The sequence below is a fragment of the Thermosulfurimonas sp. genome (assembly GCF_015491435.1).
GTDB lineage: Bacteria > Desulfobacterota > Thermodesulfobacteria > Thermodesulfobacteriales > Thermodesulfobacteriaceae > Thermosulfurimonas_A.
This window is the reverse complement of record NZ_WFVX01000034.1, coordinates 1-14,490: the sequence shown is the minus strand read 5'-3', so window position 1 is coordinate 14,490 and position 14,490 is coordinate 1. Positions and strand designations below refer to the sequence as shown.

The following is a 14,490-nucleotide window of genomic DNA, read 5'->3' as shown; positions in this document are numbered from 1 at the left end:
CGGCGTGATCCCGATAATTAAGCCCCACGGCCACGATCTTGGTAGGGGTGGTGGGAGGGAGAAGAACCACCTCGGTGAGAGGCAGACCCTCTCGGGGAAGGTTGCTTGTGCCCGGTACCCCGGGAAGAGAGAAAATGCGGTCTCCCCCCAGGCGTCCCCAACCCTCCTGCTCTTGCCAGCGATAGCGCACTATCTTCATTCCTGGTACTCCTTTCCCCGGAAAATCGCTTTTGCTAAGATTAGGACGAAATGGAACTCTTGCAAAGGATCCTCACCTATCCTTTCTGGCGCATAGGGTCGGTATCCCTTTCCCTGCTCGGGATCCTTAAGTTTCTGCTGGTCCTGGTTCTGGGGCTGATGGGGTTGCGCTTCCTGCGCCGAAGGATGGAGGGTTTTCTGGTACGGAGGATACACCTTCAGCCCAACTTCGCCGCCTCGCTCACCACCCTGGCCTATTATCTGCTGGCCCTGATCCTGGTCCTGGTGGCCCTTTCCAGTGCCGGTATCAACCTCACCCAGGTGGGGATCCTCCTGGGAGCCCTGGGAGTGGGGATAGGTTTCGGACTTCAGTCCATCACCAGCAATTTCATTGCCGGAATCATCCTCCTTACCGAGGGGAGCCTGAGAATAGGCGATCTGGTGGAATTCGAGGACGGGACCATGGGAGTGGTAAAGAAGATCTCCATGCGGGCCACCATAATTCGCACCTTTGACGGGCAGGACCTCATCGTGCCCAATTCCGAATTCATCGCCAAGCGCATCTCCACCTGGACCTATGAGGACGACTGGCGCCGTCTGCGCATCCCCTTCGGAGTGGCTTACGGAAGCGATCCCCGGAAGGTGGAGGAGGTAGCCACCCGTGTGGCCCGCCGGATTCCCCTCACCGAGGAGGATCCGGATCATCCCATCCGGGTCTGGTTCGATGGGTTCGGGGACAGCAGTCTCAACTTCTCCCTGGTGGTATGGATTCGGCAGTCCAAGGTTCAGAGGGCCATAAGCGGCATCAAAAGCGACTATTATTATGCCCTGTATCAGGCCCTGCAGGAAGCCGGAATCGAAATTCCCTTTCCCCAGCGCGATCTTCATCTGCGCAGTATCTCTCCGGATGCAGCCCGGACGCTAAGGACCCTTTCTGGAGGTGAGGCATGAAGGATTATTTCACCCGGGTGGAGGAAGCCCGCGCCTACCTGGCCCGGCGACTTCCTTTTACCCCGGAGATCCTCATCGTTCTGGGCACCGGCCTTTCTGGGATAGGGGGCAGGATCCAGGCCCTTACCACCATCCCCTATCCGGAGATTCCCCATTTTCCGGTCTCCACGGTGGAAAGTCACGCCGGGGAGCTGGTGGTGGGCACCCTCTCCGGGAAACGGGTGGCGGCCTTTCGGGGACGTTTTCACTACTACGAGGGATATTCCACCCGGGAGATCACCCTCCCCCTGCGGGTAATGAGTCTCCTGGGAGCCCGTATCCTGGTGGTCTCCAACGCCGCCGGGGGGCTTAACCTGGATTTTCGTCCCGGGGATCTCATGCTCATCCGGGATCACATCAATCTGATCCCGGAAAACCCGCTTCGGGGGCCCAATCGGGAGGACTGGGGCCCCAGATTTCCGGATCTCTCCCGGGCTTACAGCGCGAGACTGCGGCACCTCTTCCGGGAAACGGCCCGCGAACTCGGGGAAACCATCCGGGAGGGGGTCTATGTGGCGGTGCCCGGTCCCAGCCTGGAGACCCCGGCGGAAACCCGGTTCTTGCGTCTCATAGGGGCCGATGCCGTGGGCATGTCCACCGTGCCGGAGGTCATCGTGGCGGTACATGCGGGCATGGAGGTCCTGGGGGTTTCGGTCATCGCCAACGTGAACGACCCGGATCATTTCCGTCCCATCCTTCTGGAGGAAGTTATCGCTCAGGCACAAAAGGCCGAATCCCGTTTGACCCGGCTCATGGAGCGGTTTATAGAAAAGCTGTAATAGCAAAAATTTTCCGCAGGGAGGATTCTTGGCCGAGCTTCTCATCAACTACGCCCCCTACGAAACCAGGGTGGCCCTGGTGGAAGAGGGACAGCTGGTGGAATTCTATGTGGAACGCCCCAAGGAACGCGGGGTGGTGGGAAATATCTACAAGGGGCGGGTGGTACGGGTGCTTCCGGGGATGAAAGCGGCTTTCGTGGAAGTGGGGCTTTCCCGAACGGCCTTCCTCTACGGGGGCGACTTTCTGCCCATCCTGGAGGGGGAGGAACTCTTCTCCGAGAACGATCTCTCCCCGGCCCGGGCGCTCTGCGAGGTCTTGCGCGAAGGGCAGGAGATCCTGGTTCAGGTGATCAAGGAACCGGTGGGGTCCAAGGGAGCCCGGCTTTCCACCAACATCACCCTCCCCGGGCATTATCTGGTCTATCTACCCTACATGAGCCATATCGGCATCTCCCGGAAGATCAAAGAGGAAACGGAACGGGAACGTTTGAAAAAGATCGTAGAGGAAAATCGCCCTCCGGGAACGGGCTGGATCGTTCGTACCGCGGCCCAGGGGGCTCGGGCCGAGGAAATCAAACCGGAAATGGATTTTCTTCTCTCCCTCTGGGAGGAAATTTCCGCTCGGGCGGAAAAGGTCCGGGCTCCGGCGCTGGTGTATGAGGAACCCGAAGCCAGTCTGCGGGCGGTGCGGGATCTCCTCACCCGGGAGGTCTCCTCGGTGGTGATCGACGATCGCCGGGAATACGAAAAGATCCTGGAATTTCTCTCCCGGGCCGCACCGCATCTCAAGGGCTGTGTACGTCTTCATGAAGGTCCCAGGGATCTCTTCGAGACCTACGGGCTGGAGGTGGACCCCCGCCGACTTCTTTCTCCCCGGGTATGGCTGAAATCCGGGGGGTTCATCGTCATCGAACCCTGTGAGGCCTTCACGGCCATAGATGTCAACACCGGCCGCTATGTGGGCAAACGCGATCTGGAGGAAACGGTCTTTCGGACTAACCTGGAAGCCGCAAGAGAAATCGCCTATCAGTTACGGCTGCGCAACATCGGTGGGCTCATCGTTATCGACTTCATCGACATGGAAGATCCCGGGCATCGTGAGGAGGTCTATCAGACCCTTAAGGAGGCCCTGCGGCGGGACCGGGCCAAGACCGCGGTGAAACCCATCTCGGACTTCGGACTCCTGGAGATGACCCGGGAACGCCGCCGGGAATCGCTCTACGAGGTCTTCCAGGAGACCTGTCCCTGTTGCGGAGGGGAGGGTCGTCTCAAGAGCCGCCGCACCATCTGTTACGAAATATTTCGTCGCCTGGAACGCATGGGCCCCCATCTCCGCAACAAGGTGGTGGAGATACGTCTTCATCCCGAAATAGCCGAATTTCTGGCCGAAGAAATGGATTTTCTGGGGGAAATCGAGGCCGCTTACGGGTTTCAGCTGGTGGCTTCCCCGAATAACGATCTGGCCCTCTGGGAATACAAATTCTTCATCCGCAATCACTCCTAGAGTCTGAACCCTTCTCCCGGATAGAGGACCCTGGCCTTAAGGCCCCGTTTCCGGGCCTCCCGGGCGAAGCGCAGGGGAGGGTCCTCCGGGGCTTCATCCCCCAGGGAATAGGCTCCCCAGTGGATGGGAACGGCCTCCCGGGCCCTTAGGTCCAGGGCCGCCTGTACGGCCTCCTCGGGATTCAGGTGAAAGGGGGCCATGAGGTCCCGGGGTTCATAGGCCCCGCAGGGCAGAAAGGCCAGGTCAAAAGGGCCGAACTCCGCTCCGATCTCGCGAAACCCCGGAAAGTAACCGGTATCTCCCCCGAAAAAGAGCCGCAGGCCGTCTATCTCCACCAGGTAGGCCACCCAGAGACTGCGATTATGATCCAGAAGCCCCCTCTGGGACCAGTGTTGTACCGGAAGAGCCCGGATCAGGATTCCCCCTATCCGGACCTCTTCCAGCCAGTCCAGCTCCACCAACCGGTATCCGGAAAGATACTTTCCGGTTCCGATGCCGGCCACCACCCGGGAATCCGCAGCCAGATGCCTTAAGGCCGAACGATCCAGGTGATCCAGATGGGCATGGGAGATGAGAATCAGATCCGGGCGCGGAACCTTAGCCGGAGGAAGGGGGACCGGAGTCTTGCGACGCACCACCCCACCGATGGGCCCGAAGATGGGATCAAAAAGGAGACTCCTCCCGGAAAGGTGCACCCAGACCGTATTGTGCCCCAGAAAGAAAACCCGGTCTCCATCCAGAAGCCTCTCCGGTTCCGGATTCTTTACCGGAACGGAAAAGGAATCCGGCACCCGATTTTCCAGAAAACGCGAGACCTTCCAGCGCAACAGGCGAAGCAGAGCCGGCCGTTCCTCCCGGAGCCAGGGATTGGTAAAGCGCCCCTCCGGAAGCCGGTGCCGGCCCTGGAGGACCAGATCAAGAACCATTTCCCTCCTGTTCGTCCTCCATCTTGAGCAATTCCTTGAAGCGGATATCCATCCCCAGGATGCCCACGATCTCTTCGTACTTGTTCCGAATGGGCGCGGACACAGTCAGACAGAGGGCCCCGGTAACCTTGGAGGTGTAAAAATCGGACACATATACCCGGCCGGTCTTAAAGGGTTCCACAAACCAGGGACGATCGGAGTAGTCTTCATCCCGAAGCAGGTGTTCGTAACGTCCCCGATCCTCCACATGCGTAATGAGGGGGGTGATCCGACGTCCCTCGCTGTTGACCACGTAAATAAACTGAATGTAGGGATGATCCTCCAGGAAATTGCGCAACACCGGAACAATGCGCTCGGAGTCCATGGAACGGATTTCGGGATGTTCGGCCAGCTCCTCCGCCAGACGGGTAAGGAGCTTTTCCGCCCGGGCCTTCATGCGATCGAGGTCGGAAACGAAGAGCTCCGGAATGTACTTGCGCACCAGCTGCATCATCTCTTCGTTGGAGATGGAGGTTATCCGTCCGGCCTCGTACTGTTTGATAATGTATTTGTAAATCTTGGCCACACCAGGATGGCGTTTGTCGATGCGTCGGTCGCCTTTAAGGTGAAAGTGGGTATTGATCCAGTAGGCGATTCCGGCGGTGCCGCTCTTGTCGGTAATGATGATACCGATGGGCCGTTTGAGAAGTTTCTTGGTATCGAAGGGGTTGTAGATCTCCTCGTTCTTGAGCAACCCGTCGATATGGATACCGGCCCGGGTGGCGTTGAACTCGGAGCCCACGAAGGGCTGGCTCGGAGGGATCTTCTCCCCCAGAACCTCCCGGTAGTAATCGGCGATATCGGTGATCACCGTGGTATCCACTCCGTTGTGGGTCCCGCGCAGGGAAATGTATTCAAAGATCATGGCCTCAAGCGGGGTATTCCCGGTACGTTCTCCGAAACCGAGCAGGGCGCAGTTGACCGCCGCACAACCGTAGAGCCAGGCGGTGGTGGCATTGATGACCACCTTATAGAAATCGTTGTGTCCGTGCCACTCCAGAAGTTCCCCCGGGACCCCGGCTTCCTCGATCAGGACCCGCACCAGCTTGGGCACACTCCGGGGCAGGGCCGCCTCCGGAAAGGGCACCCCCAGCCCCAGCGTATCGCAAAGGCGGATCTTCACGTCGATCCCCGACTCCTCCCGCAGTTTCATCAGCTCGATGGCAAAGGGCACCACAAAACCGAAGATGTCCGCCCGGGTGATATCCTCGAAATGGCAGCGGGGCACAATGCCCAGGGAAAGGGCTTCCTTCACAATCCTGAGATAATCCTCCAGGGCCTCGCGCCGGGTCTTTTTGAGTTTGAGGAAGATATGATAATCGGAACAGGAGGTAAGAATGCCGGTTTCCTTGAGGCCCATTTCCTTTACCAGTTGGAGATCCTCCACCCGGGCCCGGATCCAGCCGGTCACCTCCGGATAGCGGTATCCCAGGGCCAGACACTTTTCCACCGCCTCCCGGTCCTTCTGGGTATAGAGGAAGAACTCGCTCTGCCGGATAACCCCGTTGGGTCCTCCCAGCCGATGCATAAGCTTGTAGAGATCCACGATCTGTTCCACGGTATAGGGGGGGCGGGCCTGCTGACCGTCCCGGAAAGTGGTGTCGGTGATCCAGATCTCCCGGGCCGGACTGGGAGGAATATACTTGTGATCAAACTCCACGTAGGGCACATCGGTGTAAGGAAAGATCTCTTTCATGAGGTTGGGCTCGGGAACGTCCTTCAGTTCCGGCTGCCAGAACCGGGTATGTACATGCTCCAGGAGCTTTTTGTCCGGATTCCACCTGGGCATGGGAAACCTCCTTCCCGTCTGGAATAGTTCCAGCCTAACATAACATAGAAGATCCGGCCCGGCGACACCGAGGGTCAGGGACGGAAATTAAGGCGGTAATATCGGTAGTAACGAAGCACCATCCGAATATAGCGTCGGGTTTCGGGAAAGGGCGGGATACCGTGGTAGCGTTCCACCCTTTCGGGGCCGGCGTGATAGGCGGCCAGGGCCAGGCGCAGATCTCCGAACCGGTCCAGGAGCTGTTTCAGGAACCGGGCCGCCCCGAAGATGTTCTGCCGGGGATTAAAGGGATCCCGCACCCCGGTCAGGCGGGCGGTCTCGGGAAGAAGCTGCATGATCCCCAGCGCTCCCCGAAAGGATACGGCCCGGGGATTGAACCCGGACTCCACCCGGGCCACGGCCTTAAGAAGGGCGGGATCCAGCCCCACCTCCCGGGCCGCCTCCTCAAAAAGATAATCCAGGTCCACCGCGGTCCTTTTCCTGGGAGTGCGCAGATAAAGCTTCCACCCCGGACCCATGGGAACATTGGTAAAATAGATCCGGCCGTCCGGGGCCACGTACCGATAAATATCGGCCCGCAGGCCCGGGACCCAGAACAGAAATCCTAGGAGGAACGCAAAAAGGCCTCGCGGCATTTCTCGCTACAAAAATAGTGGGTCTCCCCGTCGCGGGTGACCCGATAGGCCGTGCTCTTGGGACAATAGACCCCGCATACCGGATCCCGCACCAGTTCGTCGGAAAGAGGAGTGGGCCTCTTCTTTTCGGGATTTTCCCGCACCAGGCCCTTGAGATCGCGCACCAAGCCCTTAGCCGCCCAGAGCACCAGAAAGACCAGAAAAAGAAGGAAAAGCAGACGCATCATCCGGCTCCCCTCTGCATTCTACCTCCCCGGAACTTCGGCGACAAGCGGCCCCAGCCGATAAACCCGGGAATTCTCCGGCAGCCCCTCCAGCAGCTCCTGCACCGTATGTCCCAGCAGCGGATGCCTCCATTCCGGGACCAGTTCACAGAGGGGGACCAGGACAAAGGCCCGCTGGTGCAAACGGGGATGGGGGATCTCAAGCCAGGAGCCCCGGATTACCTCTTCCCCGTAAAAGAGGATATCTATATCCACCACCCGATCCTTAAGACCGTCTTTCCTCACCCGGCCCAGCTGCCTTTCGATCTCCAGGGTCCGGAGGACCAGTTCCCAGGGCGAAAGGGAGGTTCTCACTATGGCCACCAGATTATAAAACCAGTGGGGGGAGGAAAATCCCACCGGCTCGGTGAGATAGACTGAGGAGACCGGTCCGGGGAAGATGCCCGGAGTGGCCCACAGGGCCCTGAGGGCCTGACCTAGATTCGCGGCCCGGTCTCCCAGGTTGGACCCGAGCCCCAGACCGACACTGATCAGAGATTTAGGGAGGCCAGACGTGAGAGGGCCTCCTCCAGACGTTCTTTTCCTACGGTGAGGGCGATGCGAAAATACCCCTCCCCCGGGTCCCCGAAGCCGTTACCGGGAGTGACCACGATTCCGGCCTCCCGGATAAGCCGAGCACAGAAATCCGCGGAAGTGTAACCCGGCGGCACCTTTACCCAGAGATAGAAGGTGGCCCGAGGGGGATAGACCTCAAAGCCCAGTTTTTGTAAACCCTCCAGCATAGTCCGCCGGCGCTCATCAAAGATGCGCCGATGTTCCTCCACACAATCCTGCGGCCCGGTAAGGGCCGCAATCCCGGCCTCCTGCACGGCCTGAAAACAACCCGAATCCACGTTGTTCTTGACCGTGGTAAGCCCCTTCACCAGTTCGGCGCATCCCACGGCAAAACCTATCCTCCAGCCGGTCATACAGTAAGTCTTGGAGAGACTGTGGAATTCTATGGCCACCTCCCGGGCCTCGGGGACCTCAAGGATACTGGGAGGACGATACCCCTCGAAGTAAAGCTCGGTATAAGCGGCGTCATGAGCCACAATAAGACCGTGTTCCCGGGCAAAGGCCACCACCTGGGAAAACCACTCCCGGGTCACCACCGCGGTGGTGGGATTGTTGGGATAATTGATCCAGAGGATCCGGGCCCGGGAAAGGACCTCCTCCGGAATGGCCGCCAGATCCGGACGGAAATCGTTTTCCGGCCTAAGCGGAAGATAATAGGTCTCCCCCCCGGCAAAGAGGGTGCCTATATGGTAAACCGGATAGGCCGGGGTGGGCACCAGCACCACCTCTCCGGGATTGACGAAGGCCAGAGGGAAATGGGCAATCCCCTCCTTGGAACCGATAAGGGTCACCACCTCCGAGGCCGGATCCACCTTCACCCCGAATCGTTTCTCGAACCATTCCGCCGCCGCCTCCCGGAAGGCCGGCATCCCCACACTGGAAGGGTAATGGTGGTTTTCCGGCCGCTCCAGGGCCTTCTGACCGGCCTCTACGATATGCGGTGGGGTGGGAAGATCCGGGTCTCCCACCCCGAGATCGATCACATCCATGCCCCGATCGAGGGCCTCGGCCTTAAGACGATCCAGCTCCACGAAAAGGTAGGGCGGAAGCCTGCGCAACCGCTCGGAAAACGAAAACATCACTCCCTCCCTCCTTCCCTGATCTCTCAGGCCACAATCACCCCTAATTCCTCGGCCTTCCTCCGGGCCCTTTCGGTAACCATCTCCCCGATCCCCACCGGAAGGACCCGGCCATCCATCAGGCGCTGAAGGATCCGTGCCCTTCTTTGAGCCCGCTCCACATCTTCTATATCCACCGTGAGCGAAACCTCCGCGGCCAGAAAAACCTCCTCCCTCGACTCCTTGAGTTTTCCCCTAACAAGCCCATCAAGCCTTAAGGCCTCCAAACGCTCCTCTTCCGTGAGACGCCCTTTCTCAAAGGCTTGATCCACAAGATTCGCAAGATCCTCCATGGAAATCACACTCTTTTTCTATGCGGGAAAGTCGGACCTCCTGGGCTCCTGCCCTCCTTTCGAATTCGGGGTAACGATACCTTATAAATTCCTCGAATTTCCTGGGAAGCTCCAGGAGGTCCGCACTAAGCACCACGGCCCGCAATTCCTCTAACCACTCCGGATGACTCCGGAGCACCCGTAAAAGATCGCTGAAGCTGCGTATCTCTGCCCTACCGTTCACGCTTGCCTTCGATAAACTCCAGGGTCATCTGACGGGCCTTCCAGTCGGGGTACTGCTCCGGCGGATGTTTCATGGTATAGGCGGAGATGGAAATCAGAGGCCCTCCGATCCCTCGATCTTTGGCCAGCTTGGCACAACGGATGGCATCCATGGCTGAACCCGCGGAATTGGGCGAATCCTCCACACTGAGCTTGAGTTCGATGTACATGGGCACCCCACCGAAAAGCTCTCCCTCCAGTCGGATATAGGCGATCTTGTTGTCCTTGAGCCAGGGGACATAATCCGAGGGGCCGATATGGATGTTGTCCGCCCCGATATCGTAGGGCAGGAGGCTGGAAACGGCCTCGGTCTTGGAGATCTTTTTGGTCTTGAGACGCTCCCGGGCCAGCATATTCAGAAAATCGGTATTCCCGCCGAAATTGAGCTGATAGGTACGCTTGATGGGCACTCCCCGATCGATCATAAGCTGGGCCAGGGTACGATGTACGATGGTGGCTCCCACCTGGCTCTTGATATCGTCTCCCACCGCAGGAATTCCTTCTTTGGTGAAACGCTCTCCCCATTCCTTGTCCGAAACGATAAAGGTGGGCATGGCGTTCACAAAGGCCACCCCGGCCCGGAGGCAGGCCTCGGCATAAAAACGGGCCGCCTCCTCCGAACCCACGGGGACGTAATTGATGAGCACTTCGGCACCGGTATCCTTGAGCACCGCCACCACGTCTTCAAGTTCGTCCTCTTTTTCCTCGGAAAGCACAAAGGTCTGCGCTTCGGGATAGTTGTTCATGTGCGAGGCACAGCCGTCCAGGGTCTTTCCCCGCCTGACGCGCACCCCTATGGCCGGCACGTCCCGGTAGAAGACCGTGGTGCAGTTAGGAGGAGAGAAAATGGCTTCGGCTACATCCTTTCCTACCTTGCGGGCGTCTATGTCCCAGGCAGCCACCACTTCCACATCCCAGGGATAGTATCCCCCGATTTCCGGAAACATCACCCCCTTTATAGCTTCCAGACCCTTTTCCTTGTAGTAATAGATCCCCTGAATCAGAGAACTGGCACAGTTTCCGACGCCCACAATAGCCAGCCTTACCTTTTTCTCCGCCATGTCTCCCCTCCTTCTTCAAGATTTTGCCAGAACCAAACAGACCTCTACCTGCTTCAGAGACCCCTTCCCTAAAGCAAGATCGGGCCACTTCAACTATAAAATTTTAGCTTTTCGCTGACAAGGGGTCGGGTTTTAAATGACGCCACAAATTCTGATCCGCCGGACAGAGCGGGAGATCTTCTATCTCCTCCTGGGAAAACCAGGCCATTTCCTGCCCCTCAAGGGGCCGGGGCACTCCCTCTCCCTTCACCTCAAAAAGAATCAGTTCCACGGTTATTTCAGGATAGGCATATATCACCCGCCCGAGTTCTTCCTCCACTTCCACCTCGATCCCCAGCTCCTCCCGAAGCTCGCGCCGCAGGGCCTCCTCCGGCCTCTCTCCGGGATGGACCTTGCCCCCGGGAAACTCCCAGAGCCCGGCCCGGGCCTTGCCCGCGGGTCTGCGGGAAAGCAGTATCCGCCCGGAGGAATCCCTTAAGAGACCGGCCACCACCAGGACGGGTTTCTCAGACATCCCCGAAGACCCGCCGAAAGATGGTGTCCACATGGCGCAGGTAGCGCCGGAGATCGAAAAGATCCTCTATCTCCTCCGGGGAAAGATAGCGGGTGATCTCGGCATCCGAGAGCACCTGATTCTTAAAGTCCTTTTCCGGGTCCTGCCAGACGGCCATGGCGTTTCTCTGCACCAGCCGATAGGCTTCCTGCCTCGGGAGCCCCTTTTCCGTAAGGGCCAGAAGCAGGGGCTGGGAGTAGATGAGCCCCCGGAGGAGTTCGAGGTTCCGGCGCATGCGCTCCGGATAGACCACCAGGTTGCGCAGGAGGCCCTCCAGGCGTTTAAGCATGAAATCCGCGGCGGTGGTGGCGTCGGGCACGATGACCCGCTCCACCGAGGAGTGGCTGATGTCCCGCTCATGCCAGAGGGCCATGTTCTCAAGCGCCGGGGTAAGGTAGCCCCTTACCAGGCGAGCCAGCCCGCAGAGGTTTTCCGAGAGGATGGGATTGCGCTTGTGCGGCATGGCCGAGGAGCCCTTCTGACCCCTGGCGAAGTATTCCTCGGCCTCCAGCACTTCGGTGCGCTGAAGGTGCCGGATCTCGGTGGCGATCTTCTCCACCGTGCCCGCTAGAATGGCCAGCGCGGCCATGTATTCGGCGTAGCGGTCCCGCTGGATGATCTGGTTTGAGACCGGAGCGGGTTTAAGTCCCATTTTCTCGCACACGTAGGCCTCCACTTCGGGTTCCACATGAGCGAAGGTCCCCACCGCCCCGGAGATCTTACCGTAGGAGATGGCCTCCAAGGCCGCGGAAAGCCGCCGGAGGTTCCGCCGCATTTCTTCATACCAGAGGGCCAGTTTGAGGCCGAAGGTAATGGGTTCAGCGTGAATGCCGTGGGTGCGGCCGATCATTACCGTGTCCTTGTGTTCGAAGGCCCGGGCCTTTAGGACCTCCATTACGGACTTCACATCCTCGATGATGATCTCCAGGGCCCGTTTCATGAGCCAGGCCATGGCGGTATCCAGCATGTCCGAGGAGGTCATACCCAGGTGAAGATAACGGCCCTCCGGGCCGATGATCCTTTCCATGTAAGTGAGGAAGGCGATGACATCATGCCGGGTCTCTTTCTCAATCTCTTCTACCCGGGCCACGTCCTCAGGAGAAAAACCCTCTTCAAGGTACTTGCGGGTCTTCTCCCGGATTACGCGCAGGGCCTCCTCAGGCACCCTTCCCAGCCGGGCCCACCCCTCGCAGGCCAGGACCTCCACCAGAAGCCAGGCCCGAAGCTTTTCCTCCGGGCTCCAGAGTCTCGCCATCTCCGGGCGGGTATAACGGGGTATCATCGCGGCCTCCTTTTCCCTTTTCGTTCTTCGGGGGAAGGATAAACGAAAACCCGCGCCCGGACCAGCCCCGGTTTTTGAGGTTGCAACTCCGGTATTTAGGGTTATTTTAAGAATGTCTTCGGTGGTGACCGTAGCTCAGGTGGTCAGAGCGCCGGGCTGTGGCCCCGGAGATCGTGGGTTCGAGTCCCACCGGTCACCCCAAAAATTGACGATTTCCTTTCTCAAAATCTCCTTCCTGACCTCGTATAGAAGCCTCTCCTTTTTAGAAAATCTCTTTTTTGCTATAATTGAAAAAACTCAGGGGGCTAAGACCGTCCAGGGCGAATGACCATCCCGGAACCCGGCCAGATAGTAAGGGTAAGGAACCAGACCTTTTTGGTTCAGGATATTTACCCCTACTCAACCCCTGAGGCCGCCTTTCACAAAGTTACCCTTGAATCCCTGGAAGACCACCGGTTAGGCACCTCCCTTGAGGTTATCTGGGAGCTTGAAGTCTCTCCACGGGTCGAAGAGGTGCTAAGTTTTCCCGACCTTTCGGCCTGGGATCCTCCGGAAAGATTGGCCTCGCTTCTTCTTTCTCTCCAGTGGACCGAGGCCTCGGTTTTCGCCAGGGACTCGTTTACCGCGCCCTTCCGTGGGGCCATAGAGATCGAACCCTATCAGCTTGAGCCGGTGGCAAGGGCGCTGGCCATGCCCCGGGTCTCTCTCCTTCTGGCCGATGATGTGGGGCTCGGGAAAACGGTAGAGGCCGGCCTTATCCTCCAGGAACTTCTGGCTCGCGGCCGTGTGCGCAGGATCCTGATCCTTTGCCCGGCCTCGCTTCAGAGGCAGTGGCAGGACGAAATGCTTACCAAATTCAATTTGGTCTTCAAGATCATAGACCGGGACGAAATTTTAAGGCTCCAGAGGGAATACGGACTTCATGTGAACCCCTGGGAGTCCTTCCCGCGGCTTATCACCTCCATGGACTTTTTAAAACGAGAGCCTTATCTCCAGCAGTTCCTGAGCACCACCTCCTGGGATCTTCTCATCGTGGACGAGGCCCACAATTGTGCCCCTTCGGGTCGCAAGGACTATGTTCGGGATTCCGATCGTACGAAGCTCCTCCGCCAGATAACCCCTCATTTTGAACACCGCCTTTTCCTCACCGCCACTCCTCACAACGGCTATACCGAGTCCTTCACGGCCCTTCTGGAGTTGCTTGATCCCCTGCGTTTCACCCGCGGCCCCAGAGTGGACCCTCGCCAGGCGAAACTCGTAATGGTGCGGCGCCTTAAAAGAGAGCTTACTCCAGAGGTTTCCAACCGAACCTTCCCGAAGAGGACCATCAAGGCCCTGGAAGTGGCCCTTTCTCCTGAGGAAAGAGAACTTTTTGACGGCCTTGAAGCTTATATTAAGAAGAGACTTGCGAGACCCTTTAAAGATAAAGTTCAACGAAACGCCCTGCGTTTTGCCCTGACCATTCTCAAAAAGCGCCTGCTCTCAAGTTATGCGGCCTTTCGCAATTCCCTTGAAGTTCATCTGGAACATGTAACCAGGCCTACAATCTCAATGACCGAAGAAACTTCTTCCAGGACCGTGGTTTTTGAACGGCTTGCCGAAAGGCTTGCCGAAGACACGGCCGATGACCTGGAGAAACAGGCCCTGGAACTCGAGGCCTTAAAGGAAGGGAGCCTTCTTCTTGGAGAAATTTCCTCCGAGGAGGCTGATCTTCTTGGCCGCATGTGGGATTTGGTGTCTTCCCCCGAACTTCCCGACACCAAATTGAAAACTCTATTTTCTCTGGCCGATGATCTGATCGCCCAAAAACGACTTATCATCTTCACCGAGTACAAGGACACTCTGGATTACCTTTATGAAAAGCTTTCCGCCCGCTATGGAGAAGAGAAAGTGCTTGCGCTTTACGGAGGGATGAATCTTTCCGAGCGCGAAAAGATCAAAGAGGCCTTTCAGGCTCCGCCTTCCGAACATCCGGTGCGTATCCTGGTGGCCACCGATGCCGCCGCCGAGGGCATAAACCTTCAGAACTATTGTCACCATCTCCTGCACTATGAAATCCCCTGGAACCCCAACCGTCTTGAGCAACGAAACGGCCGTATTGACCGTCACGGCCAGAAAGCCGAGGAAGTAAAGATTTTTCACTTCGTCTATCAGGATCATCAGGATTCAGAATTTCTGGACACCATCGTGCACAAAGTGGAAAAGATGCGGGAGGATCTGGGT

16 protein-coding genes and 1 tRNA gene are annotated in these 14,490 nt (G+C 58.2%); 5 read left to right on the top strand and 12 right to left on the bottom strand.

Translation table 11 applies throughout. The features are described from left to right. Nucleotides 1-199: Rv2993c-like domain-containing protein (locus tag F8J34_RS01390; protein WP_297055707.1), on the bottom strand; the 199-nt coding region annotated here is incomplete at its 3' end. Between the two features lie 50 nt (nucleotides 200-249). Between F8J34_RS01390 and F8J34_RS01385 the strand changes: the two genes are divergently transcribed. Genes F8J34_RS01385 through F8J34_RS01375 form a run of 3 tightly spaced genes read left to right on the top strand, consistent with a single transcriptional unit; the run spans nucleotide 250 to nucleotide 3,471 of the window. Continuing rightward, nucleotides 250-1,149, top strand: a complete 900-nt coding sequence (locus F8J34_RS01385; protein ID WP_297055704.1) for a mechanosensitive ion channel domain-containing protein — start codon at nucleotides 250-252, stop codon at nucleotides 1,147-1,149. Then, the gene (locus F8J34_RS01380; RefSeq protein WP_297055701.1) at nucleotides 1,146-1,967 is read left to right on the top strand and encodes a purine-nucleoside phosphorylase; all 822 of its coding nucleotides are present in this window, start codon (nucleotides 1,146-1,148) and stop codon (nucleotides 1,965-1,967) included. The genes F8J34_RS01385 and F8J34_RS01380 overlap by 4 nt, the downstream gene beginning before the upstream one ends. Before the next feature lie 28 nt (nucleotides 1,968-1,995). Beyond that, nucleotides 1,996-3,471: an Rne/Rng family ribonuclease gene (locus F8J34_RS01375; protein WP_297055698.1), complete on the top strand. Its 1,476-nt coding sequence runs from the start codon at nucleotides 1,996-1,998 to the stop codon at nucleotides 3,469-3,471. Here F8J34_RS01375 and F8J34_RS01370 read toward each other — a convergent pair. The 11 genes from F8J34_RS01370 to purB form a co-directional block, all read right to left on the bottom strand. Then, nucleotides 3,468-4,397 (bottom strand): MBL fold metallo-hydrolase, encoded by a 930-nt coding sequence (locus F8J34_RS01370; RefSeq protein WP_297055696.1) that lies wholly within the window; start codon nucleotides 4,395-4,397, stop codon nucleotides 3,468-3,470. The two genes, F8J34_RS01375 and F8J34_RS01370, sit on opposite strands and share 4 nt — an antisense overlap. Further along, nucleotides 4,387-6,225 (bottom strand): histone-lysine N-methyltransferase, encoded by a 1,839-nt coding sequence (locus tag F8J34_RS01365; protein WP_297055693.1) that lies wholly within the window; start codon nucleotides 6,223-6,225, stop codon nucleotides 4,387-4,389. The genes F8J34_RS01370 and F8J34_RS01365 overlap by 11 nt, the downstream gene beginning before the upstream one ends. Before the next feature lie 74 nt (nucleotides 6,226-6,299). Beyond that, the gene (locus F8J34_RS01360) at nucleotides 6,300-6,860 is read right to left on the bottom strand and encodes a lytic transglycosylase domain-containing protein (RefSeq protein WP_297055690.1); all 561 of its coding nucleotides are present in this window, start codon (nucleotides 6,858-6,860) and stop codon (nucleotides 6,300-6,302) included. Beyond that, nucleotides 6,830-7,087, bottom strand: a complete 258-nt coding sequence (locus F8J34_RS01355; RefSeq protein ID WP_297055687.1) for a YHS domain-containing protein — start codon at nucleotides 7,085-7,087, stop codon at nucleotides 6,830-6,832. Before F8J34_RS01355 ends, F8J34_RS01360 begins: the two co-directional genes overlap by 31 nt. A gap of 18 nt (nucleotides 7,088-7,105) precedes the next feature. Next, complete coding sequence (gene folK / locus F8J34_RS01350; protein WP_297055709.1) at nucleotides 7,106-7,603, bottom strand: 2-amino-4-hydroxy-6-hydroxymethyldihydropteridine diphosphokinase; 498 nt, start codon at nucleotides 7,601-7,603, stop codon at nucleotides 7,106-7,108. An 11-nt stretch (nucleotides 7,604-7,614) separates the two neighbouring features. Then, nucleotides 7,615-8,778 carry an LL-diaminopimelate aminotransferase gene (locus tag F8J34_RS01345; protein WP_297055685.1) on the bottom strand — a complete coding sequence of 388 codons (1,164 nt, stop codon included), beginning with the start codon at nucleotides 8,776-8,778 and terminating at the stop codon, nucleotides 7,615-7,617. Between the two features lie 26 nt (nucleotides 8,779-8,804). Then, entirely contained in the window at nucleotides 8,805-9,110 is a 306-nt protein-coding gene (locus tag F8J34_RS01340; protein ID WP_297055683.1) for a hypothetical protein, read from the bottom strand. Beyond that, nucleotides 9,073-9,333 carry a hypothetical protein gene (locus tag F8J34_RS01335; RefSeq protein ID WP_297055681.1) on the bottom strand — a complete coding sequence of 87 codons (261 nt, stop codon included), beginning with the start codon at nucleotides 9,331-9,333 and terminating at the stop codon, nucleotides 9,073-9,075. The genes F8J34_RS01340 and F8J34_RS01335 overlap by 38 nt, the downstream gene beginning before the upstream one ends. After that, complete coding sequence (locus F8J34_RS01330) at nucleotides 9,323-10,432, bottom strand: inositol-3-phosphate synthase (RefSeq protein WP_297055678.1); 1,110 nt, start codon at nucleotides 10,430-10,432, stop codon at nucleotides 9,323-9,325. The genes F8J34_RS01335 and F8J34_RS01330 overlap by 11 nt, the downstream gene beginning before the upstream one ends. A gap of 103 nt (nucleotides 10,433-10,535) precedes the next feature. Then, complete coding sequence (locus F8J34_RS01325; RefSeq protein WP_297055676.1) at nucleotides 10,536-10,946, bottom strand: (deoxy)nucleoside triphosphate pyrophosphohydrolase; 411 nt, start codon at nucleotides 10,944-10,946, stop codon at nucleotides 10,536-10,538. Beyond that, entirely contained in the window at nucleotides 10,939-12,267 is a 1,329-nt protein-coding gene (gene purB / locus F8J34_RS01320) for an adenylosuccinate lyase (protein WP_297055673.1), read from the bottom strand. The genes F8J34_RS01325 and purB overlap by 8 nt, the downstream gene beginning before the upstream one ends. 124 nt (nucleotides 12,268-12,391) lie before the next feature. On the opposite strand from purB, the gene F8J34_RS01315 reads away from it, so the two are divergent. Together F8J34_RS01315 and drmD are read left to right on the top strand one after the other, a co-directional pair. Further along, a tRNA-His gene (locus tag F8J34_RS01315) sits at nucleotides 12,392-12,468 on the top strand. A 123-nt stretch (nucleotides 12,469-12,591) separates the two neighbouring features. Then, a partial coding sequence (gene drmD / locus F8J34_RS01310; protein WP_297055671.1) for a DISARM system SNF2-like helicase DrmD occupies nucleotides 12,592-14,490 on the top strand: 1,899 nt, incomplete at its 3' end.

What these genes read in the sequence shown, in the direction of transcription:
- F8J34_RS01370 (WP_297055696.1), bottom strand. Translation starts at nt 4,397, where the DNA reads ATGGTTCTTGATCTGGTCCTCCAGGGCCGGCACCGGCTTCCGGAGGGG.
- F8J34_RS01380 (WP_297055701.1), top strand. Translation starts at nt 1,146, where the DNA reads ATGAAGGATTATTTCACCCGGGTGGAGGAAGCCCGCGCCTACCTGGCC.
- F8J34_RS01325 (WP_297055676.1), bottom strand. Translation starts at nt 10,946, where the DNA reads ATGTCTGAGAAACCCGTCCTGGTGGTGGCCGGTCTCTTAAGGGATTCC.
- F8J34_RS01330 (WP_297055678.1), bottom strand. Translation starts at nt 10,432, where the DNA reads ATGGCGGAGAAAAAGGTAAGGCTGGCTATTGTGGGCGTCGGAAACTGT.
- F8J34_RS01385 (WP_297055704.1), top strand. Translation starts at nt 250, where the DNA reads ATGGAACTCTTGCAAAGGATCCTCACCTATCCTTTCTGGCGCATAGGG.
- F8J34_RS01365 (WP_297055693.1), bottom strand. Translation starts at nt 6,225, where the DNA reads ATGCCCAGGTGGAATCCGGACAAAAAGCTCCTGGAGCATGTACATACC.
- F8J34_RS01360 (WP_297055690.1), bottom strand. Translation starts at nt 6,860, where the DNA reads ATGCCGCGAGGCCTTTTTGCGTTCCTCCTAGGATTTCTGTTCTGGGTC.
- purB (WP_297055673.1), bottom strand. Translation starts at nt 12,267, where the DNA reads ATGATACCCCGTTATACCCGCCCGGAGATGGCGAGACTCTGGAGCCCG.
- F8J34_RS01345 (WP_297055685.1), bottom strand. Translation starts at nt 8,778, where the DNA reads ATGTTTTCGTTTTCCGAGCGGTTGCGCAGGCTTCCGCCCTACCTTTTC.
- F8J34_RS01340 (WP_297055683.1), bottom strand. Translation starts at nt 9,110, where the DNA reads ATGGAGGATCTTGCGAATCTTGTGGATCAAGCCTTTGAGAAAGGGCGT.
- F8J34_RS01355 (WP_297055687.1), bottom strand. Translation starts at nt 7,087, where the DNA reads ATGATGCGTCTGCTTTTCCTTCTTTTTCTGGTCTTTCTGGTGCTCTGG.